We start from the raw sequence: 19,099 nt of genomic DNA, 5'->3' as shown, positions 1-19,099 counted from the left end.
ACTCCCTCCCCATTCCAGAAAAGTTGTTGCCGTTATGTCCGCAGAACGCGAGAAACCGATACGTCGCAGAATGCGGTTGTCAAAATCCTGCTCGTCAGTTCGCGCGCAGCGCCTGCACCTCGGCGACCGCGAACGTCGCCGTCGCCCGCGAACTCATCTGCGGGAAATCCCCGCCGACATCTGCGGCGCCGTCCGAACCGACCCAGCTCACCGACCACTGGATCGCCCATTCCGCCGTGGCCTGGTCGTTCGGTAGCCCGACCGAGGAGCGGGTGTAGACGAAGCCGCAGTCCGGGCTGGCCGCATGTAAGCCGTACGAGCGGTCATAGGGGGTGCCCGGCCCAGAGCACGACATCGCGCCGCCGGTGCCGGAGTTGAAGGTCATGCCCACCGGGGTGGCGGTCACCTCGGCCCAGACCGGGCCGACCTGCACCCTCTGCACGGCTGGTTTCCAGACGCTGCGGTCGGTCCACAACCAGGTGTTCTCCCCGACGATCGTGGCGTCCCGTCCATCCGGCAATCGCACATCTGGCGAATGCCGCGGCACCGGCAGAGGAAGGCGAAGCTGCTCGAAGGCTCGTGCGGCTAGCTGTGCCGGAGTCGGCGGCGGTGGAGGGAGTGGAGCCGATGCCTCGGGCGGGGTGTCCGCCGGAACGGCCGGCAGACACCGCACCCCGAAGGCGCCGCCGCCAGCTGGGCCACCCCCTGGTCGGGCACCCATACCGAACCCGCCCAGGAAGCAGCCCGAGCGTAGACCACTGGGCATGTTCGCCGGCCCGGCTCCGCCCCTGCCCGCTCCCACCCCGCGCGACTTCGCTTGCGGCCCGCTGCGGTTTACGGGTGCCTCGCCGTGCGAGTACAGGGCCCCCAGGTCAACCTGCGGCGGCGCATACTGGCCAAACGGGTCCACTGGCGTCACGATCACCTGACCGTCGTCGCCGGACTCAACCCCTTCAGCCGCAGCGAGCGATCGGCTGCTCGCCAACAGCCCTGTTACCGCGGCAAAACATATGGGGATCGCGAGCAGTCCACGGCGCATCAGCACGCACCCCCAGGAAAGTTGAGCTGAGCCACCTTCCACTGCCCAGACACCGGATCCCGCTTCATCGCCGCGGTCACCGGCATTCGAGACACACCAACCGTTTTCGGGTCCCCGGTGCCCGCGTCGGCCTGACCCGCGCGGGAGGCGTCCTGGCAGTCGACGACCGTGGCCGTGTTACCCGCAACCTCGACCGAGGAGATGCGCACGACGACCTCGCCGTAGGTGGTCAACCCGGCCGCCCTGTTACGGTGCATTGCCTCCAACGTGATGCTCAACTGCGGGTCGACCGCGATCAGGGCCATCGTGCCCTGCCAGGTGTCCTCCGGCTTGTGCGGGGCTTGGGACGAGCGTGGCCAGAACTGGGTGTAAGCCGCCTCCACCGCCGCCCGTTCATCCTGAACCGGCGGGGCGGGCGCTTGCGACGGCGCGGCGGACAGATTCACCGACGACAGTGTGGTCGGCTGCGGAGCGCTGCCACATCCGGCTACCAGCGACAGCGCGCCGAGCGGTATCGCCACCATTAGACGCCGAGCCAACGAGCGGCAGTTCGTCAAAACCATCATGCATTCCCCCGCGTTCTTGGCCTCGTAGTTAGGCGATCAGCATCCCGAGCAGCGCACCGGCCAGTACCGACGGCCCAGCGGGAAACCGCGCCCGAGCTCGGCGCGTGACCACCGCGATCAGGATCGCGACCACAGCGGTCAGGCCGGTGGCCAGCAGCAGGCCGGTCACCAAACCATGCCAGCCGAACCAGCCCAGATAAAGCGCGACCGCTCCGTACAGGGCGGTGTCTCCGCCACCCGTGTACTCCGGCGCCACCACCTGCACCGCTGCCGCCGCCGCGAACACCCCCACCGCGGCCACGCAGGCGAAGCCCACGTGCGTCCAACGATTCTCGGCCGCCGCAGCCATCGTCAGGCACCCCAAGCCACCCGCCGCCATGACGGCCACGATCGGGAACGGCAAACGCCGAGACCGTACGTCGGTGATCGTCAGCACACAGCTCGTCGCGCATGCCCAGCACCACGCGACCATCAGCGGGCTCGGCCCAAACCTTGCCCATCCGGTTGCGAACAGGGCCGCACATCCAGCTGACGCCGCGGCCATTGCTGCCGCATATGAGCTTCGCTGTAACGGCGGGCCGATGGTGCGTTCGGCCGCGGCAACCACTCCGGGACCAACCAGCATCCCCCCGGCGATGGGCCATAGTATGGTCGCCACTCGAAACACCCCTCGTTCCTATGCGGCGCGCGCGTCCACGATTGCCGTCCATTGGATCTCCTCCTTTCGTGACAACGCGCACTACGGCCCCATGAGGGAGACGATGATCGGCCGCGTCGCGGCGGCAAGGGCAGCCCGCGCGTAGGTGTGCGAGACCATTACATCGACCACGACAACGCCGATCGGGTCGGGCTCGCTGGCGTCAGCCACGTAGGCGCGGAACGAACCACCCCGACTCGATCCGTCGGCGTCGCACGGTAATGCCGCGGGAAGCGGAGAGACGCAGACCTCCGCCCCAGGACGGATCGGCTGTGCTGGTCGTTGGCCGACCTCCGTCCGCAGCCCCACCAGCTGTGCTCCCCCAGAGGGGAACTCGGGCGAGTTGAGATCCTTCCGGGTCAGGACGCTCCCGGCGGGAAGGCCGGTGGTCACGGTCTGCCCGATGACGGTGTCCCTCTCGCCAGCCTGGATCGCTTCCAGGTTACGGTCGGACGGGATGTCCACAGTGGTGAGATCGTCGGCGGTGATCTTCTCGGACCACCACTTGTCCCGGGCAAGGACAAGAACTGCCTCCCGTTGAGTGTGGAGCGCGAGCACGGTGCCCGCGCTGAACAGGGCTACAGCAGCAAGCCCGAAAACCATCACGTGGCGCGCCCAGCGCGGCATTCGGCGCGTCTCGTCCGCCGTCATCGGCCCCTGGTCACGCACCGGGCCGTCGATATGGAGTATCGACTCCGACATGGTGATCACGGTGCCCTCCGAGCCGGTCCGGACATCTCGTCGGCAGCGTCGTCGACGGGGTCGGTGGCTTCGATGACGATCCGCCAAGCGCGGCAGCGGTCACACCATGCGTAACCGGGCAGTTGATCGGGATCAGTCAGTGCCTCGTCTGTGATCGCAGGGAGCGATTGCACGTGTTCGCAGTCCAGCATGTAATGCCTGACCATGCCTTCGATGTCCTCGCCCGTGATCGCTATTCGTAAAGGCCAGGGGCACATCCGACACCGCCGTTCCACCATGCGTCGATCACGGCCCACCGAACGTAGGCTTGAAGGTTCGTCACGCCGGGGCCAACACAAACGTGGTGGGTTCCCCAGAATGTGTCCGTCACGTCGAGCATGACGGTTGATCCGGTCCCACCGTCGCAGTGTCGATACTGCGCGACCGGGAAATAGCCACAGGGTTCGGCCAACTTCTCCTCAACGGTTTTGTGCTCCGCGGCAGCCGCCGTACCTGGCCCGGCGAGCAGGGTGCCGAGGGCGAGCAGGGTGCCGAGGGCGAGCAGTCCACCCACCGCAGCTTTCGTAGCAGCTCGGTGCCGGCGGCTGAAATACCTTCGAGTTCGACGGGAAGGCACAGCGTCAGCGACGGTCATGTCCCTGCAATTGTTGGTCACTCTTTCTTCCCAGTGGAGCATGGTGACTACCCCTTCGCGATTACGGACAGCGGTTGTCTATCACCCAAATAGGCGAAGCCTTGGGTTTGTTTTCGTGTGAGGTTCAGCCCGAAAGCGGCTGCGTTACCCTGAGAACTTGGGTTTGCGCTACCAGCCGCGTCCCGGCCAACTTCAGTGTTCGTAGCCGCGGCGGGGTGAGCCAAGGGGGTTTCTGTATTCACATGAACGGAATACGGAATACGGCCACAAGCGGAGATGCAGGCGCGTTCGCGAAAAAACTCCGCGAACTTCGGTCAGAACAAGGCCTGTCCATCGCCGCGCTGGCGCATCGTGTCCACTACAGCCGGGGCCACCTGAACAACGTCGAGCACTGCGTCAAAGCACCCAGCCCGGAACTGGCTGCGGCTTGTGACGAGGCTCTTGGCGCTGATGGCGAACTTGAGGCGCTGATCCCGCGCCAAGCACGCGCCGAACACCGTCCGGCGATCCGCCCGGCTCAGCTGCCCGGGTGGGCCGGGCACTTCGTCGGCCGCGTTCACCAGCTCGAGGCCATCGACACGCTGCTGACCCGCCGTCCGCGATCAGCCGTCGGCGTGATCCACGGACCTCCGGGCGTCGGCAAGACCACCCTTGCTCTGCAATGGGCGCAACTGCACCGCGGCGACTTCCCCGATGGGCACCTGTTCGCCGACCTCCGCGGTCACGCACCCAACCGGACTGCTCCGGCGGACCCCGACGAAGTCCTCGAAGAGTTCCTGGTCTCGTTGGGTCTACCGTCGTCGGAGGTGCCGCCTCCGGGCGAAGAGCGATCCGCACTGTTCCGCAGTCTCACCGATGGCCAGCGGCTGCTGATCGCGCTGGACAACGCGGGCTCCTCGGGCCAGGTTCAACCGCTGCTGCCCGGAGCTGCTGAGTGCGTAGTCCTGGTCACCTCCCGAACCCACCTGTCGGGCCTTGCCGTGCGCACCGGCGCCGTCCAGGTCCGCCTTGAACCGTTCAAACCCGACGAAGCGCTGACCTTGTTGCGCGAGATCGTCGATCCGGCTCGGGTTGACGGGGACCCGGAGGTAGCGCAAGCGATTGTGGAACATTGCGGGCATCTGCCGCTGGCCGTCGCACTCGCCGGGGAGCGCATCGCTGCCCATCCGCCGCTTACGCTGGCCGACCTTGCCGCCGAGCTCACCGAGGAACGTGCACGGCTTGCCGCGCTCGCGGCCGAAGACGACGACCAGACCACTGTCCGCACGGTCTTCTCGTGGTCCTACCGCTCACTGGAACCAGCTACCGCCAAGATGTTCCGCCGGCTCGGCTTGCATCCCGGCCGCGAAATCAGCGCCGGTGCGGCCGCCGCGCTCGCGGATACCTCGACCGAACGAGCACATGCCTTGCTACGCATGCTGTCCGCAGGCCACCTTGTCGAAGAAATGAGACAGGGACGCTTTGTATTGCACGACCTTCTTCGCCTGTACGCCAGCGAGCGAGTCGCCGTCGAGGAATCTGAGAACGAGCGAGCCACCGCCGAACGCCGGGAACTGATCTGGTATCTGCATACGGCAGAGGCCGCGGGCCGCAAGCTCGCCCCGTACGAGAATCACCCAATGACGTCGGCTGCGATCTTCGCCGAGTACCAGGATGCCTTCGACTGGTGCGAAGCCGAGCTGCCGAACTTCATAGCGATCATCAAACTCGCCAACCGGCTCGGCCAGCACGATCTGGCCTGGCATATCCCGCGGGCGCTGTTCCCCTACTTTCATCTCCGCAAGCCCTGGGGCGCTTGGGAGAGCACCTATCGACTCGGGCTCGACGCGGCGCGGGAGGAAGCCGATCCAGCTGGCGAGGCGGTGATGCTACAGGGCATCGGCCTCGTCCGTCTCGGGCTCCGACGTTTCGAGGAGGCCCTGATTCACTTTCAGCGAGCCTATGACGTCCTCGACTCTACCGGTGACCGCTCGGGATCTGCCTGGAGCCTGGTCGGCATGGGGCTGGCGCACGCCGGGTTGCGGCACTTGGGCCTCGCGCGCAGCTACCTCGAACGAGGGCGGACAACCCAGCGGACCGCGAACGACCGGCACGGCGAAGCCGTCACGCTGATCCACCTGGCCGACACGTGCCGGGAGCAACGTCGCGCTGAAGATGCTCGCGACTACGCAAGCCGGGCACTTGGGATCTTTCGCGAGATCGGCGACGTTTACGGTGAAGGGCTCGCGCTGTATCAGGTCGGCAATGCACACGCCGCTGCAGGCGACTTCACCGAGGCCGCGAGATATCTGAACGAAGCGCTGGAGGTGAACCGGTCGGCGCGCGATGACAAGGGAGAGGCCGACACGCTACACGCCTTGTCGCATGCGCTGCTGCGTGCTGGCGACAAAGATACCGCCCGCAAGCACCTGTACGAAGCCTTAAGAATCTTCGACAAGCGCGGTGATCCGGCGGGAGACGAAGTTCGGGCGCGACTGGCCTACCTTGAGGAAGAATCGGAGACGGATTCGCCGGATTCGGCATGAGGGGGTGCCTGACACATGACGGAAATCGACGCGCTGCTGCCCCAGCTCAACGAGTGTCTGGTGACCGACGTCGACGCGCGGACAGGTGTGGCGATGGACTTCGGTCGCATTATCAGCGAGCTTCCGCGAGCGGTCCTGCGCCCGCAGTCGGCTGGGGACATCAGCACCGTGCTCCGTTACGCGGATCACCACTCGATACCTGTGGTGGCTCGCGGCCGGGGCCATAGCGGCTACGGTCAGGCCCAAGTGTCGGACGGCATCGTCGTGGAAATGGACCACCTCGCCGAGGTGCACCACGTCGGCGACGATCACGTCGTGGTCGGCGCCGGCGCACGGTGGCTCGACGTGCTCCACGCCACGCTGAAGCAGCACCGGACTCCGCCGGTGTTGACCGACTACCTCGGTGTCTCCGTCGGCGGCACCTTGTCGGCCGGAGGAGTCGGTGGCGCGAGCCATCGCCACGGGGTCCAGACCGATAACGTGCTGTCGTTGGAAGTCGTCACAGGCGATGGCGTGGTCCGTACCTGTTCGCCCACCGAGTCTCCTGATCTTTTTCATGCGGTACTCGCCGGACTCGGACGCTGCGGTGTCATCACACAGGCGACGCTCCGGCTCGCGCCGGCGCCCGCCCGTGTCCGCCGCTACAAGCTCTACTACGCCACCGCGGCGGAGCTGCTCAGCCACCAACGCCAGCTGCTGCACGACGGCCGGTTCGATTTCCTGCAGGGCCAGGTACTGCCGGTCGAATCAGGCTGGACGCACATGCTCGAAGTCGCCACGTACTACAGCCCTCCCGAACAACCCGACGACCAGACCGCGTTGCACGGCCTTGGGTACAACTCGGCCAGGGACCAGATCGACGATCTGTCGTACTTCGACTTCGCCAACCGTCTCGCCGATACCGCCACGTATCTAGAGCAGACTGGAGAATGGCACCACCCACACCCGTGGCCAAATCTCTTCCTCCCTGACTCGGCCACCGATGCCTTCCTCGAGCCGACCCTGGCCGATCTTCAACACGCCGACCTCGGAGCGTCCGGTCTCCTACTCGTCTACCCGATCTTCACCCGGCCGCTCACCACGCCCTTGTTCCGCGTGCCCGACGAGTCCGTCGTGTTCCTCGTCGCTGGGCTACGCTTCGCACCGCCTGACGATCCGGCCGCCCCCCAGAGACTGATCGTGGCCAATCGGCAGTGGTACGAAACAGCACTCGAAAGCGCGGGCACCGTCTATCCAGTTGGGACAATCCCGTTCGACGAGGCTGATTGGCGCAGCCACTACGGCCCGACGTGGGCTGGCCTGGCAGCGGCCAAGCAACGCTACGACCCGCGCAACATTCTCCGCCCAGGCTTGGTACGAAACTAGCCTCGATACTGCTGGTGTTGCTGGGCCTCGAAGTACACGGTTGTCGCATCCTGTCGTGCTTGGAGTGCGGCATTGAGCCGGTGCCAGACGTAGGGACGTAGCAGAGAGCGAGCGTCGTCGGCTGGCATGAAGGCGAGTTCGTCGAGCTCGGCGTCCGTCGGCTGCAAAGTCGCGATCGTGGCATCGTCTAGCGTGCCGCCGTCGAAGACGAACATCAGGGTGTCGTCCCACGGCCCGTGGGGAGGTGCCCATTCCAGGACCAGCAGTTGGCCAACCTCAAGATCGAGGCCAAGCTCTTCACGGAGCTCACGTCGTGCGGCGGCGCGGGGTGGTTCGTTGGCCTCCGCCATGCCACCGGGCATGTCCCAGTCCGGTTTGTAGGTCGGGTTAACCAGGAGAATCTGCCCGGCAGTGTCGGTCAACAGTACGTCGGCAGCCACCCTTTTGCGTGCTTGTTTCGCGTTACCTTCGGCAAGGTAGGCAAAGCGGTCAGGGTCGTCAGCGTCACCTACACCGGCCACGTGTCCTCGCCCGACCCTGCCGCGTTACCTTGCGCATGGTCGTAGTCTGCCAGGAACTCCGCGACTCCTGCTAGAGAGGCGTAGGGTTGGAGCGCTTCGGCAAGGTCGTCCAGGCGCGCGAGCACGCGCGCCGAGGCGAGCGAGGTGGCGAGGGCCGTCACCTGACCGCCGAGCGCGGCAGCTTCCTCGACCTCGTCGGCCTGGACAAGGATCTGGGCGAGGGTGAGTTGGCCGAAGGCGCGGCTACGGACCCGGTCGTCGACGCGCAGCTCCAGGACCCGGCGCGCCTGTGCCTCGGCGGCCCGGAGGTCGCCAAGCTCGCTGAGGCACAACGCGGCCTCGCTAGCCAGTGCGCCTTCATCGAACGGACTGATCCATTCACCAAGTCCGTCTCCGTCCACGCGGTTGAGAGCCTCTTCCGCAGTGGTCAAGGCCGCGCGGCATTCGCGAGTGCTGCCAACGGTGGCCAGGCTACGGGCGCGCATCGCGTGGAGGCGCGCGGATAGCCGGTGTCGCGCTGGAGCGTGGGTCGCGTGTCGCAGACCGGCTTCCGCGATACGGACCGCGTCCGTCGGGGCCTCAAGCTGCCGCGCGAGGTGGCTCATGCTGGCGCACACGTTAGCCGTGACACTAGGGTGGCCAGCCGCAGAAGCGAGCCGGTAGGCCTGATCCAGGTGATTCCGGGCGTGCTGGTCCCGCCCGTTGTCGTGGGCCATCCAGCCGGCCATTTCCGTCAGGGAGGCAGCCGCAGCGAACAGGTGACGGCACGTCGACCCGTTCGCCGGTTCCAACAGCCGTGGGCTGATCTCGGCGCGAAGATAGCTCAGCACATTGTTGTAAAGTTTTCCGCCGCCAACCTGCCGATCCGCGGTGCGGTAACCAGCAGCCATCGCCTTGATCGCCGCCAGGTCAGCTCTCGTGGTCAGCTCGACGGACGTCGCCGCTCGTGTTGGCGACCGCGACACGAGATCGTGAGTCGCCCCATCAAGATCGTGGACGGGCGTGACCGCCGGTCGCTGTCGCCAGGCTGCGATGGTACGCCGGGCGGCTGCGATTTCGGAGTCGCGAATCCGGCGCTCGTAGTTCGCTGTCAGCGTCTCAAGCTCAGCAAGAGCCGCAATCAGTGCGCCACCAGCATTGAGTTCATCGTCTGCACGTTGCCAGAAGGTGCGGTCCTTACTACGTTGCCCGGCTTCGAGGCGCACGATTACGGTGCGGTGACAATACAGTTGCCGCGCGAGCTGCGCCTGGGTCAGGTTGGCAAGTTGACGATTTGCAGCCAGGAGCTGGCCCAGAACGCGCCGCTGCGCGGCTATTTCCTTCGGTTCGCGTTCCATGCTGGCTGGCCTCTTCCTTAATCACGATGGGCGCGATCCACATTGTCGCAGGTGACTGGCGGTGTGCCAAGCGAATGCACAGGGTTCCGCACGCTCGCCGTCACGTTGTTGTGTCGACGACGAGCGACCGTTTTCGCAGCCACGACGGCACGTGGAAGGAGTGATCATGGCTAACAGCAATGGCTCGCACGGCTGGTACCTACTGTGGACGCTTGCGGTGATCACGTCATGAGTGACGAAAGTCCGGCTCATCAGAACGCGCGGCCATTCAACCCGATCGCAGCACCAAGTCGCTATCTGTACGAAATGGTGGCCGAACACTTGGCCGATCGCATCGCCGCAGGCGACCTGCGTCGCACTGACCCACTGCCAGCGGAGGGCCACCTTGCCGCGCAGTACGACGTGTCCTTGGGAACGGTCCGGCAGGCGACAAGGCTGTTGCGGGAGCGCGGGCTCGTAGTTACCGTGCGGTCCAAAGGTACGTATGTCGCGAGCTCGGGGCAGCGGCAAGAGACCCGGGAATCCGAGCGCAGCGCTGAGGTGCCCCGGAGGATCATCGAGGGTGTCGATCTCGCCGGAACGTCAGCGCCGGTGTCGATCGAGCGCCGCGTCACCGCGGCAGGCCCGGCCGTGCAAATGCGTGTCGAGAGCGGCGGCGCTGTCGTGTTGTCGGAAAAGCTTGTCGACGATCTGAAGCGGGCCCGGGCGCACCTTCTTAGCAATGACTATGACGAATCTGACCAGAAGTGGTGAGGCATCAATGCATCAAAGCGCGCACCAGCAGTATTGGGTTTCGCCGATCGCAGGTGACTGGGACGTCACGCGTCAGAACGAAGTCTTGTCTCACCACGGGCGCAAGCGGGATGCGGTCAACGCTGCTGCCCGTCTTGCCCAGGCGAACCAGCCCAGTATCGTCACGATACAGCGTCGCGATGGCTCCATCGAGACACGGCGCTTCTACGGAAAAGGACCCGTAGCTTCACGCTGATCCGGAGGAATTCGACAACGCGCCGGATCAGTCCGTCGACGATGAAAACCTAGCGAAACTCGCAGAGTCTGGCTTTTAAGAAAGGGGATTGGCGTGGGGAGGCATAGTAAGGGGCCGGGAACGCACCGATGTCCGGCGGTCTCCAGACGTGACCGTGCGGGCCGCGCGTGGTCGGTGCCCTGTCGAGGTCGAGATGGTCACCGTACGGATGTCTGGGTGTCCACGGCGGTAGACAGGTTGACGCTCGCCACCGGAGCCGACATGCTCTCGTTCAGCCCGGTCCAGGTTGGACGGTTACGCGCGGCACTGCGTGAGGCGCTGATTGCGATGTACCCGGCTGCCCAGGCCGAAGCCGGAGCGCGGCGCCCTGAGGCTGGCATGCAGCTGAGCCGCGATCGCGCCACGCCCGGAGAGGATCAGGGACATGAGTAGCGAATCCACGCAATACCGCATCGACCCAGACGGCCCGGTTGCGCCGTGGCGGCAGGTGGCCGAGCATCTGGTGGGCCGGATGGAGGCAGACGAGTGGCCTGACGGACGAATGCCGCGCCAGAAGGACCTTGCCGAGCAGTATGACGTCTCCACCCCGGTGATCTCCGACGCGGTCGCCGAGTTGCGCGAGCAGGGCAAGGTGTTCACCGTCACGGGTCAAGGCACCTTCGTCGCGTCGTCGCGTGCCGCACAGGAGCAGCCGCGACGCAGAAATACACCGGTGCGCGGAGACAAACGGCAGCGCTGGGAGGCCTGCGAGGTAACCCAGCCGCTGGTCGCTTGTGGCGATATCTGGCACCTCGTCGACCGTGTCCTGGACTTCGAGCGCAGAACCATGCGGCTCCTTCAGGAGATTCCGTGTGAGGTGACTGACTCCTCCAACCTTTCCCGAAAGGCGCTGCGGCGGCTGGACGCGCTCGAAAACGCGGTCGTCGCACGTCAGTCTCAGCCCCTGGAGCCGAACCCCTGCAACGGAACTGGGCGGTTTGGCGCGTGACCTTGAGAGGCCCCATTCGACGGCCGCGTACCCAGACCAGGTCGACAACGCCGCTGATCCAACGAGCACCCGAATTCTGCGTAAGCACAGAACGGGCATCTCACGTGCGGCTGGCCGTCGAGGTCTCTCGCGGGCGGAGATCCTTGATCGCCGCGTGTATCTTGGACCATTCGAAAGTGGCGAGGCCGTCGTCGGCTCGGGTGGTTACGTCGTCGGGGTCCATGATGGGCACTCCTGAGCGGGCCAGTCGTGTGATGCTGTCGTGGTAGGCGGGGCCGTGCAACGCGTTGAACACAAGCGCATCGAACTCTTCACCGGCAAGCAGGCTGGCCTCTTCCATGAAGGGAGCCTCGCCGGGTTGGGGCCAGGAGAAGATCCAATCCAGGTTAAGTCGGACCAACTACGACACCGCCGTGTCCTCATAGCTCGAGAACTTGAGCGCAACCCCAGTCTGCAGCGTCATCACCTTGTCCCAGTCCTCTTCGGAGACAGGTCCGAGAGACGTGGGTGCCCGTTGGTTCCTCGTCAACGGGCCAAGCGAAGCACCATGGTGCAAGATTAGCGGCGGTGACACCGGAAGTCACATTCGCGAAGGTCGATGCCGTTCTCGGCTTTCATTACGCGCAACTCCCCAGTAGCGGCCACCGCGAGCGGTCGGCAATGCTTGCTACAGATCCGCGACCAGAGGTTCCAGCTGTTCACGGAGCTCCTCCGCCGTCTCACCGATGACAAGATGAAGCCGCACGACGCCGGACTCGACGGCATCTTCCCAAAGTCGTTGAAGCCGCCCCGTAAACGGTCTGTTGGTCACGAAGACGACCTCTGGATGTCCACTCATGGCGGCCCGTCCGACCAGCGAGCCGATGGTCTGGGCAGATGCCCCAGCGAGTCCGTACTTCACCTCAACGGCAACCCGCCGTTTGCCTTCGAGGACGAAGTCGAATACGCGATCGTCTGACCGAAGATCCACGGCCCGGGCTCTGACCAAGGCCCTCAGTACAGCGCCCACGTCCTGTTCGTACACCATTGCATATAGTCGACGGCCGGCAGCAACCTGGAGGTCAAATGCTGAACGTGCTTGTGAGCCAGAAGGGTTTGCGTTGACGACGGCCGCGACAAGCTCTTCCGCCTCCTCCGGCTCCGCATCCTCGATGCGTTTGGCCACGGCCTTGGCGATTGGCGGCGGCATCTGGACCTCGTTGTCGCCGAACTTGATGCGGCTCGGCAAGCGCCCGCTCAGGCCGATCAAGCCGAACAACGCACCGGCGGCCAGCAGCACTGCCGTGCCCGCCTGGTTGTCGGTCATGAACACTGCGGTCCCGCCGGCACCACCCAGCGCCAGCGCTGACAGACTGGCGGCTACCCGGGCCGTGCGGCTGAGTTCCGCTCCCGTGTGCAGCGCTTCGTTCAGATCAGAGTGACTATCCGGTTCGTCTGCAGCCATCGAGTCCCCCTCATCGTGCGACGGCACACTCTACTCAGACCATCGAGCGGCACCACAGGTCGGCCTCGTCTCCAGCACCGTCCCGGGCACCGACGTCAAGGTATCCGCTCTGGCCCTACCCATCGGAAGACACAGCGTTGTTGATACGCGGCCGGGCCGTCCGGTTACCGCCGTCCCGACCGTCAGCCGCCCAAATCCCCGCCAAGCAACCCGATCGGGTTACTCAAGCTTCAGATGACCCGACACGGCGTGTCCAGCTTGACGTGAGATCGTTTCGGATTACCGTCGGTGACGGCTGCTCACCCTGCTCGTCCCCGCAACAACCATTTCTCTCCAGAACGCAGCCGGAATACGAGGAACACCGAATGGCCACACTACATCCCGGCCCTTCACGTGCCCCCGCTCTCGATGCCCGCACGTTCGCGCGCGGGTTCGCCCGCCGGGCGCGAAACACCGCCTGGCTCGTCGGAGCCGGCACCAGCGTCGAAGCAGGAGTCCCCACGGCCGGCCAGCTGATTGACCGATTACTCGCGATATTGTATGCGAGCGACAATGGGATGACGCCGGACTCAGTCCTGGCACAGCCAGGTTGGCGGGACAAGGTTCATTCGTTGTACGACGGCCAGGGCGGACTACCCGCGCTGGCCGACGACGCCTTTTACTCTGCGATCTTCGAGCGGACCTATCCAGATCGTGACTCTCGCGCCCTCTTCGTCATGGATGAGCTGAACAAAAGCACGCCACATCATGGCCAGCACGTTCTTGCCGGCCTCGCAGCTTCCGGCCTCGCGCCACTGATCGTCACAACGAATTTCGACCAGCTACTCGAGGACGCCCTCAATGGGATGCTGCTTGAGGTTGACAATACAAAGCGTCTCGTTGTGTTCCACCCCCAGAGCTCGGACGGTACACGCTTCGCCTTGGCGACCGACCGGCAACTGGTCCTGGTGAAGGTTCATGGTGACCTTGGCACCGTCACTCTGTCCAACACTGAGGCCGAATTGGCCCTGCACGATCCGGCGCTTCGGTCCATGCTCCAGACGCAATTGTGCCGGTACGGGCTTGTTGTCGCCGGCTACAGCGGCAGAGATGCCGCCGTGATGCAGATGCTGTCCGAGGTCCTGGAGAAACCCCATCCGTTTCCGTCCGGCTTGACCTGGGTCCGGCGCCCAGAAGATCCACTCCCGGCGACTGTCGCGGACCTTCTCCGCAGAGCGCGGGCTGCGGGAGTGGAGCCCGTCCACGAAGTGGTCGTCGGCGGCTTCGGCGAACTGATGAGCGTGCTGGAACCAGCCTGCGGCCTGACCACACCGGTCCGGAATCGGCTGAAAGCCTTACGTCCGCGACCAGTGCGCACCCCCGCCGCTCGCGTCGACGGAAAGGTGCAGAAATATCCGCAGGTCCGGTTCGGCGCCGTCGAGATCACTTCCCTGCCACCGGCCGCACGGCGGCTCAAGGGGGCAACATCGTCAGACCTCGCCGCCATCCGGCGCGCGCTCCGGGCCGACCGGGTCCGTGCGACCGTCGGCTGGGCAGCAGGCGAGCTCGCCGCCTTCGGGTCCGACGAGGAACTCCAAAGCACATTGCGCCCGCTCAATGTGAACGTGACCGACGAGATCGTCCCACTCCGACCAGGCCACGATGGCACCGTTGACAACGGAACCGTCGGCCTGCTGGCCGAAGCGCTCACGCAGGCACTCGCACGAGGTACCGGCCTGACGACGGTACTGCGCGGCGGGCATCGCCCGATGGTGCGTGTGCGAACACCTCGGCCCGGCGCCACGAAACCACCATCCAGCTCGTCGCCCACGCTCAAGGCACTTCAGACGGCGGTCGGTGGTCCGGTGACTGGTGCCTTACCCGGCCCCGACGGCGCCACGTTGCCATGGGCCGAGAGCGTGACCATTGGCTTGGAATGTGTCGATGGCCATTGGCTTATGGTCTTCGCACCCGACATCTGGGTCCGCCCCACGTTCGTATCGGCTCAGAATCCGGCGCCAAGCCGGGATGCCGCGGCCAAACTGGCAGCAGAGTTCGTTCGCGAACGCACGGCGAACCGCTACAACAGGCAGGCGGGAGCAATCCTGGGCGCGTGGCTGAAGCTCTTGGTGGCTGGCGGCGGCACGGCACGCGCTTTCGGGACTGAGCCAAGTGCCGGTGTCGACGCAGTGTTCTGCTTGACCAACAGGCCAGTCATCTCCCAACAGCTAGCAGGCTCCCCCATCCAGATAACACCAGGACAGGTGCCATGACCGCCGATGCCCTCAGCTTGGTTCACCAGCGACTGGCCGAGCCAGACCTCGCATTCGACCCGGCAGATTCCCGGCAACGCCATCCCAATCCACTCGTCGGGATCGGCACGTTCAAACCCTTCGCTCCAGGGACGCTGAGCGGCGAACGCCGGCAGGTGCGCGTCGCGACCCTCGGCCCGGCGGATGCTCGCAGCCAGATGAAGATGCTTCTAGAAGAACTGCGCGTCGAAGCCGCGCCGACCGAGCGACGCGAATACCTACCTCCCTATCCTGGCTTCACCCAAGCGTTCGACGCCTCGCTCGTCCCCGCCGAAAGCGCGCGCATCGATCTTCCCGGCAACCTTGATGCCTCGCTCGCCGCGAGCAAAAAGCCGCATCGGGTTCTGGGACAGGCCCTGACGGACGGCCTCGACCGGCTTTTCACGCTGCGGCTTCAGTTCGATGTCATCGTTTTCTACCTGCCCGAACGGTGGCAACGGTACTTCGTCGCCGACGGTTTCCACTTGCACGACCACGTGAAAGTACATGCCGCGAGCCTCGGCCTCACCACACAGATTCTGACCCAGCAGGCTCTCGACTACCGGTGCCGCGCCTCGGTTCGCTGGCGGCTCGCTACCGCCCTGTATGCCAAAGCCGGCGGAACACCGTACAAGCTCGCGGTTGGCGGCCTGCTCGACCCCGGCGCGGCGTATCTCGGCCTCGCGTACGGGATCCGCGATTCCGGCGGCCCGGACCAGCAGTTCGTCGTCTGCTGCAGTCAGATGTTCGATGCCGAAGGCGGAGGACTGGAGTTCATCGCCCACGAGGTCTTCGACGATGTCGATACCCGTAACCCGCTTCTGTCCCGCCAGGGTATGCGTACGGTGGTGAGCCGTTCCCTGTCGGTCTACGCCGACCGGCACGCGGGACGGCAACCGAAGCAGCTCGTCGTGCACAAGCAGATCGCGTTCAACGACGACGAGATCGCCGGCGCCGTCGACGCCTGGGGCCGTGTCGACGGCCTGACCTGCGTCTCCATCAGCCGCCCGGCATGGCGCGGCGTACTCGTCACCGGTCCCCCGCCCAGCAAAACGCAAGGTTTGTCATACGGCTACGCAATCGACCGCGGAACATTAACGCAACTGGACGACCACTCCGCATTGCTGTGGATAGCCGGCAATGCCCGAACCGCCACCCTCAACGGCAAGAACTACCTCCAGGGCAAGAAAGGAACCCCGCGTCCGGTACACATCACCCGGCATGTAGGCGCCGGAGCACTGGCCGAGCCAGCCGCCCAAATACTCGCGCTGTCAAAGATGGACTGGAACACCGATTCGCTCTATTCATCCCTACCTGCCACAATCACTTACGCTCAGGTTCTGGCGCGCGTCGTGAAGACGGAACGAATTACGAATGTACCCTACGACTTTCGCCTGTTCATGTGAGAAGTGATCAAACGACAATCGAGTTACAGTAAAGGCGCTTGAACCCAGTCTCGCCGACTTTCCGATCACCGCAAGTGGTGTTTGCAGAATCGGGGACGTACGCTGCGCTCGCCGCCAGACTCGTTGGAGCATAAGAACTTGCGACAATGAATCAGACGCGTGAACATGCTGGCGGTCCATCGCGACACATGGCATGGTCTGTCGCATGAACACCTGCATTCTGCAGGGACGCCACGTTTCCGTGTCCGATTCCCCCTCGGACACAGATCCACGGGAGATTCCCCGTGCCAATCGGTCACTGGCCCGCTACGGTGGGCCACACCCTCCTTGATCGCGGCGCCCCATCCGGTAGGCTGGGTGTGCTGGCTTCCTCCCCCCTGGTTGTGGTTGAGGGGCGGATGCCGATGAATGCGCAGATCCGATTGTTCTCGCCCGCCCTGAGCGTGCGGGAATCGTCGCGCGCTCTGTCTGATCGTCCGGCCGATCTGTTTCGGCGCCGTTTTCCGTTCCGGTGGTGCCGGTTCCGGTGGAGCGCGAGCCGCTGTATTTCGGTACTGCCCTGGTGGATGCGTCTGGTCGTATTCAGGACCGGCGTGCCGCGGCGGTCCTGGGGCGGCAGCGCGGCGACTCGTTGGCGATGACGGTGGTCGGTTCCTCGGCCGTGATCGCGCGGCGCCGGGACGGGGTGTTCACGATGACCGCGAAGCCCTACGTCGCGCTGCCGGCCCCGGTGCGCGCCCGCTGCGCAATCACCGCCGGCGCCCGCGTGCTCGTAGTGGCCGACGCCGGCCAGGACGCGCTCGTTGTCCACTCCTCTGGCGCGGTGGGCAGCATGCTCGCCCAGTTCCACCACCAGCTCGCACGTGGTGAGCGCCCATGACCCGCGACGCAGCGGCCGGCCAGGCCGAGGTGGAGGCCGCCCGGGCCGAAGCTGTTGATCGACCTCAATGTTGCTTCCCCTGGTTTCGCTTCTCCGACGGCAGGCCGACGGAGAAGCGTCTCGGGCACGTCGACGATATGCCGTCGCCCACGGGGCAAGTACACCTAACCTCGAGCCTGCCTCAGCACGCGGCCGTTCGTACGCCGCCTGGCAGACGTCCGGCCAGGTCCAGAAGGCAAGAGGTCACGCCGCGCGCCGGCTCTCGGCGAATTCGAGCGCATCGCGCCAGTGGGTTCGCTTCGTGATCAGAGTCCGGTACTTCATGATGACTGACTGGCCGTTGATCGTGAGCGCGCCGATGAGACGGTCACCGTCACGATAGAGCGCCACGCACCGGCCACCGGCCACATCGCCATCGACGACCCGCACCTCCTCCGCCTGCGGGACACCGACGAACTGAATCCGGCTGTCGTACCAGTCGGACCAGAAATACGGCACGGTCTGGTATGGCTTGGCGGACGCGGGATCCAGGGCGTTCCGGACCGCGGCCGCCGCCTGCTCTGCCGCGCTCGTCCAGTGTTCGAGACGCATCGCGCGATCGAACAACGGGTTGTGCCATCGCGCCACGTCTCCCGCCGCGTATACCCCGCTGACACCGGTCGACAGCGTTGCGTCGCACACGACGCCGTTGTCCAGGCTCACTCCCGAGCCATCGAGCCATTCAGTCGCCGGCGTAGCTCCGACACCCACGACGACCAGGTCGGCGTCCACTGCGGAGCCATCCGACAGAACGACCTGCTCCACCTTGCCCTCACCGCGGATCTCGGCTACCGCGACGCCACACCGGAGATCAGTGCCGTTGACGCGGTGCAGGGACGTGCACGCCTCGCCCATCAGCTCCCCGACAGCACGCACCAGCGGCGTGGGCAGCGACTCGACAACGGTGACGTCGAGCCCGCGCTTGCGCGCGGCGGACGCGACTTCGGAGCCGATGAACCCGGCGCCCACCACGACGGCGCGAGCGCCGTCCTCGAGGGCGGCACGCACAGCGACGGCGTCGTCGATCGTGCGCAGCGTGTACACGCCTTTCAGGCCGGCCGTGCCCGGCAGCGTGCGTGCGATCGCACCGGTCGCGACAACCGCCAGGTCGTAAGGAACCTCGCGATCGCCGACCCATACCACCCTGCTGCCGGTATCCAGGACCGTGGCCGCGGCGCCCAACCGCAACTCCACGGCAAGCTCGTCGCGAAGATACGACTCTGTCCGGAAAACCGGAGCCTCGGGCCGCACGCCAGGATCAAGCGAATCGAGGTATGCCTTCGACAAAGGCGGGCGGTCGTAGGGCAGATGTTGTTCAGAGCCGACGAGCGTGATGGCTCCCGTGAAGCCCGCCTTGCGGGCGGCTTCGACCGCGCGCAATCCCGCTAGCGAGGCACCGACCACGACGAGGCGTTCAGCAGGCATGTCGATCACCGTTTCCTGGACGGTCACGCTCGCAGGCGGAGGGCCTCGGTCGGGCAGCCCGCGACAGCCGCCTCGACGTCGTCCAGGTCAGCGCCGGACACGGACTCCGCGAGCACAACGAGCTCACCGTTGTCGTCAACCTCGAACACGCTGGGCGCCAGCGATTCGCAGATTCCCAATCCGGTGCACTTCGCGCGATCGACGATGATCTCCATGTCATCCTCCTGGAACTCGATGCAACATGAATTTGATTATGTTGACTTACGAGCACGA

19 protein-coding genes are annotated in these 19,099 nt (G+C 65.4%); 8 read left to right on the top strand and 11 right to left on the bottom strand.

Annotated features, from left to right (window positions below):
* Positions 1–94 precede the first annotated feature (94 nt).
* The 5 genes from HFP15_RS03690 to HFP15_RS03670 all read right to left on the bottom strand — a co-directional run bounded on the left by HFP15_RS03690 (position 95) and on the right by HFP15_RS03670 (position 3,557).
* Entirely contained in the window at positions 95–526 is a 432-nt protein-coding gene (locus HFP15_RS03690; RefSeq protein WP_312871449.1) for a hypothetical protein, read from the bottom strand.
* Between the two features lie 512 nt (positions 527–1,038).
* Complete coding sequence (locus HFP15_RS03685; protein WP_168511446.1) at positions 1,039–1,605, bottom strand: hypothetical protein; 567 nt, start codon at positions 1,603–1,605, stop codon at positions 1,039–1,041.
* Positions 1,606–1,633: 28 nt separating this feature from the next.
* Positions 1,634–2,077, bottom strand: coding sequence for a prepilin peptidase (locus HFP15_RS42505; protein ID WP_376768843.1), 444 nt, complete (start codon positions 2,075–2,077; stop codon positions 1,634–1,636).
* 267 nt (positions 2,078–2,344) lie between these two features.
* On the bottom strand, positions 2,345–2,953 hold the full coding sequence (locus HFP15_RS03675; RefSeq protein ID WP_168511444.1) for an SAF domain-containing protein: 609 nt from the start codon (positions 2,951–2,953) through the stop codon (positions 2,345–2,347).
* A gap of 283 nt (positions 2,954–3,236) precedes the next feature.
* Positions 3,237–3,557: a DUF6355 family natural product biosynthesis protein gene (locus tag HFP15_RS03670; protein ID WP_168511327.1), complete on the bottom strand. Its 321-nt coding sequence runs from the start codon at positions 3,555–3,557 to the stop codon at positions 3,237–3,239.
* Positions 3,558–3,880: 323 nt separating this feature from the next.
* Between HFP15_RS03670 and HFP15_RS03665 the strand changes: the two genes are divergently transcribed.
* Positions 3,881–6,163, top strand: coding sequence for an ATP-binding protein (locus HFP15_RS03665; protein WP_168511442.1), 2,283 nt, complete (start codon positions 3,881–3,883; stop codon positions 6,161–6,163).
* Between the two features lie 15 nt (positions 6,164–6,178).
* Positions 6,179–7,528, top strand: coding sequence for an FAD-binding protein (locus HFP15_RS03660; RefSeq protein ID WP_168511440.1), 1,350 nt, complete (start codon positions 6,179–6,181; stop codon positions 7,526–7,528).
* On the opposite strand, the gene HFP15_RS03655 is transcribed toward HFP15_RS03660, so the two are convergent.
* The gene (locus HFP15_RS03655; RefSeq protein WP_168511438.1) at positions 7,525–8,049 is read right to left on the bottom strand and encodes an NUDIX domain-containing protein; all 525 of its coding nucleotides are present in this window, start codon (positions 8,047–8,049) and stop codon (positions 7,525–7,527) included. The two genes, HFP15_RS03660 and HFP15_RS03655, sit on opposite strands and share 4 nt — an antisense overlap.
* Positions 8,037–9,386, bottom strand: coding sequence for a helix-turn-helix domain-containing protein (locus HFP15_RS03650; protein WP_168511436.1), 1,350 nt, complete (start codon positions 9,384–9,386; stop codon positions 8,037–8,039). The genes HFP15_RS03655 and HFP15_RS03650 overlap by 13 nt, the downstream gene beginning before the upstream one ends.
* 228 nt (positions 9,387–9,614) lie before the next feature.
* On the opposite strand from HFP15_RS03650, the gene HFP15_RS43780 reads away from it, so the two are divergent.
* From HFP15_RS43780 to HFP15_RS03635, 3 genes are all read left to right on the top strand, one after another.
* On the top strand, positions 9,615–10,139 hold the full coding sequence (locus tag HFP15_RS43780; RefSeq protein ID WP_168511434.1) for a GntR family transcriptional regulator: 525 nt from the start codon (positions 9,615–9,617) through the stop codon (positions 10,137–10,139).
* Positions 10,108–10,374, top strand: coding sequence for a DUF2188 domain-containing protein (locus HFP15_RS03640; protein WP_312871447.1), 267 nt, complete (start codon positions 10,108–10,110; stop codon positions 10,372–10,374). The genes HFP15_RS43780 and HFP15_RS03640 overlap by 32 nt, the downstream gene beginning before the upstream one ends.
* 424 nt (positions 10,375–10,798) lie before the next feature.
* Positions 10,799–11,362, top strand: a complete 564-nt coding sequence (locus tag HFP15_RS03635) for a GntR family transcriptional regulator (RefSeq protein ID WP_168511432.1) — start codon at positions 10,799–10,801, stop codon at positions 11,360–11,362.
* Positions 11,363–11,462: 100 nt separating this feature from the next.
* Here the strand turns inward: HFP15_RS03635 and HFP15_RS03630 are convergent, their stop codons facing one another.
* Both HFP15_RS03630 and HFP15_RS03625 read right to left on the bottom strand, forming a co-directional pair.
* Entirely contained in the window at positions 11,463–11,702 is a 240-nt protein-coding gene (locus tag HFP15_RS03630) for a hypothetical protein (protein WP_168511430.1), read from the bottom strand.
* Positions 11,703–12,029: 327 nt separating this feature from the next.
* A complete protein-coding gene (locus HFP15_RS03625; protein ID WP_168511428.1) occupies positions 12,030–12,806 on the bottom strand; it encodes a hypothetical protein in 777 nt (258 codons plus the stop codon).
* 611 nt (positions 12,807–13,417) lie between these two features.
* Here HFP15_RS03625 and HFP15_RS03620 point away from each other — a divergent pair.
* From HFP15_RS03620 to HFP15_RS03610, 3 genes are all read left to right on the top strand, one after another.
* The gene (locus HFP15_RS03620) at positions 13,418–15,058 is read left to right on the top strand and encodes an SIR2 family NAD-dependent protein deacylase (RefSeq protein ID WP_168511425.1); all 1,641 of its coding nucleotides are present in this window, start codon (positions 13,418–13,420) and stop codon (positions 15,056–15,058) included.
* Entirely contained in the window at positions 15,055–16,482 is a 1,428-nt protein-coding gene (locus HFP15_RS03615) for an argonaute/piwi family protein (protein ID WP_168511423.1), read from the top strand. The genes HFP15_RS03620 and HFP15_RS03615 overlap by 4 nt, the downstream gene beginning before the upstream one ends.
* A 514-nt stretch (positions 16,483–16,996) precedes the next feature.
* Positions 16,997–17,362 (top strand): hypothetical protein, encoded by a 366-nt coding sequence (locus HFP15_RS03610; RefSeq protein ID WP_312871445.1) that lies wholly within the window; start codon positions 16,997–16,999, stop codon positions 17,360–17,362.
* A gap of 243 nt (positions 17,363–17,605) precedes the next feature.
* Here HFP15_RS03610 and HFP15_RS03605 read toward each other — a convergent pair whose 3' ends face one another.
* Positions 17,606–18,826 (bottom strand): NAD(P)/FAD-dependent oxidoreductase, encoded by a 1,221-nt coding sequence (locus tag HFP15_RS03605; RefSeq protein WP_168512427.1) that lies wholly within the window; start codon positions 18,824–18,826, stop codon positions 17,606–17,608.
* Positions 18,827–18,849: 23 nt separating this feature from the next.
* Positions 18,850–19,041, bottom strand: coding sequence for a ferredoxin (locus HFP15_RS03600; RefSeq protein ID WP_168511421.1), 192 nt, complete (start codon positions 19,039–19,041; stop codon positions 18,850–18,852).
* Between the last annotated feature and the right edge of the window lie 58 nt (positions 19,042–19,099).

The organism is Amycolatopsis acididurans, assembly GCF_012328925.1.
Lineage (GTDB): Bacteria > Actinomycetota > Actinomycetes > Mycobacteriales > Pseudonocardiaceae > Amycolatopsis_E > Amycolatopsis_E acididurans.
The sequence above is the reverse complement of the archived record's forward strand: the minus strand, read 5'-3'. Positions and strand labels throughout refer to the sequence as shown.

Bases quoted from the DNA above. Each gene is read 5' to 3' on its own strand.
- HFP15_RS03685 (WP_168511446.1), bottom strand. From the start codon at position 1,605: ATGATGGTTTTGACGAACTGCCGCTCGTTGGCTCGGCGTCTAATGGTG.
- HFP15_RS42505 (WP_376768843.1), bottom strand. From the start codon at position 2,077: ATGGTCGCGTGGTGCTGGGCATGCGCGACGAGCTGTGTGCTGACGATC.
- HFP15_RS03675 (WP_168511444.1), bottom strand. From the start codon at position 2,953: ATGACGGCGGACGAGACGCGCCGAATGCCGCGCTGGGCGCGCCACGTG.
- HFP15_RS03665 (WP_168511442.1), top strand. From the start codon at position 3,881: ATGAACGGAATACGGAATACGGCCACAAGCGGAGATGCAGGCGCGTTC.
- HFP15_RS03660 (WP_168511440.1), top strand. From the start codon at position 6,179: ATGACGGAAATCGACGCGCTGCTGCCCCAGCTCAACGAGTGTCTGGTG.
- HFP15_RS03650 (WP_168511436.1), bottom strand. From the start codon at position 9,386: ATGGAACGCGAACCGAAGGAAATAGCCGCGCAGCGGCGCGTTCTGGGC.
- HFP15_RS43780 (WP_168511434.1), top strand. From the start codon at position 9,615: ATGAGTGACGAAAGTCCGGCTCATCAGAACGCGCGGCCATTCAACCCG.
- HFP15_RS03640 (WP_312871447.1), top strand. From the start codon at position 10,108: ATGACTATGACGAATCTGACCAGAAGTGGTGAGGCATCAATGCATCAA.
- HFP15_RS03635 (WP_168511432.1), top strand. From the start codon at position 10,799: ATGAGTAGCGAATCCACGCAATACCGCATCGACCCAGACGGCCCGGTT.
- HFP15_RS03630 (WP_168511430.1), bottom strand. From the start codon at position 11,702: ATGGAAGAGGCCAGCCTGCTTGCCGGTGAAGAGTTCGATGCGCTTGTG.
- HFP15_RS03625 (WP_168511428.1), bottom strand. From the start codon at position 12,806: ATGGCTGCAGACGAACCGGATAGTCACTCTGATCTGAACGAAGCGCTG.
- HFP15_RS03615 (WP_168511423.1), top strand. From the start codon at position 15,055: ATGACCGCCGATGCCCTCAGCTTGGTTCACCAGCGACTGGCCGAGCCA.
- HFP15_RS03605 (WP_168512427.1), bottom strand. From the start codon at position 18,826: ATGCCTGCTGAACGCCTCGTCGTGGTCGGTGCCTCGCTAGCGGGATTG.
- HFP15_RS03600 (WP_168511421.1), bottom strand. From the start codon at position 19,041: ATGGAGATCATCGTCGATCGCGCGAAGTGCACCGGATTGGGAATCTGC.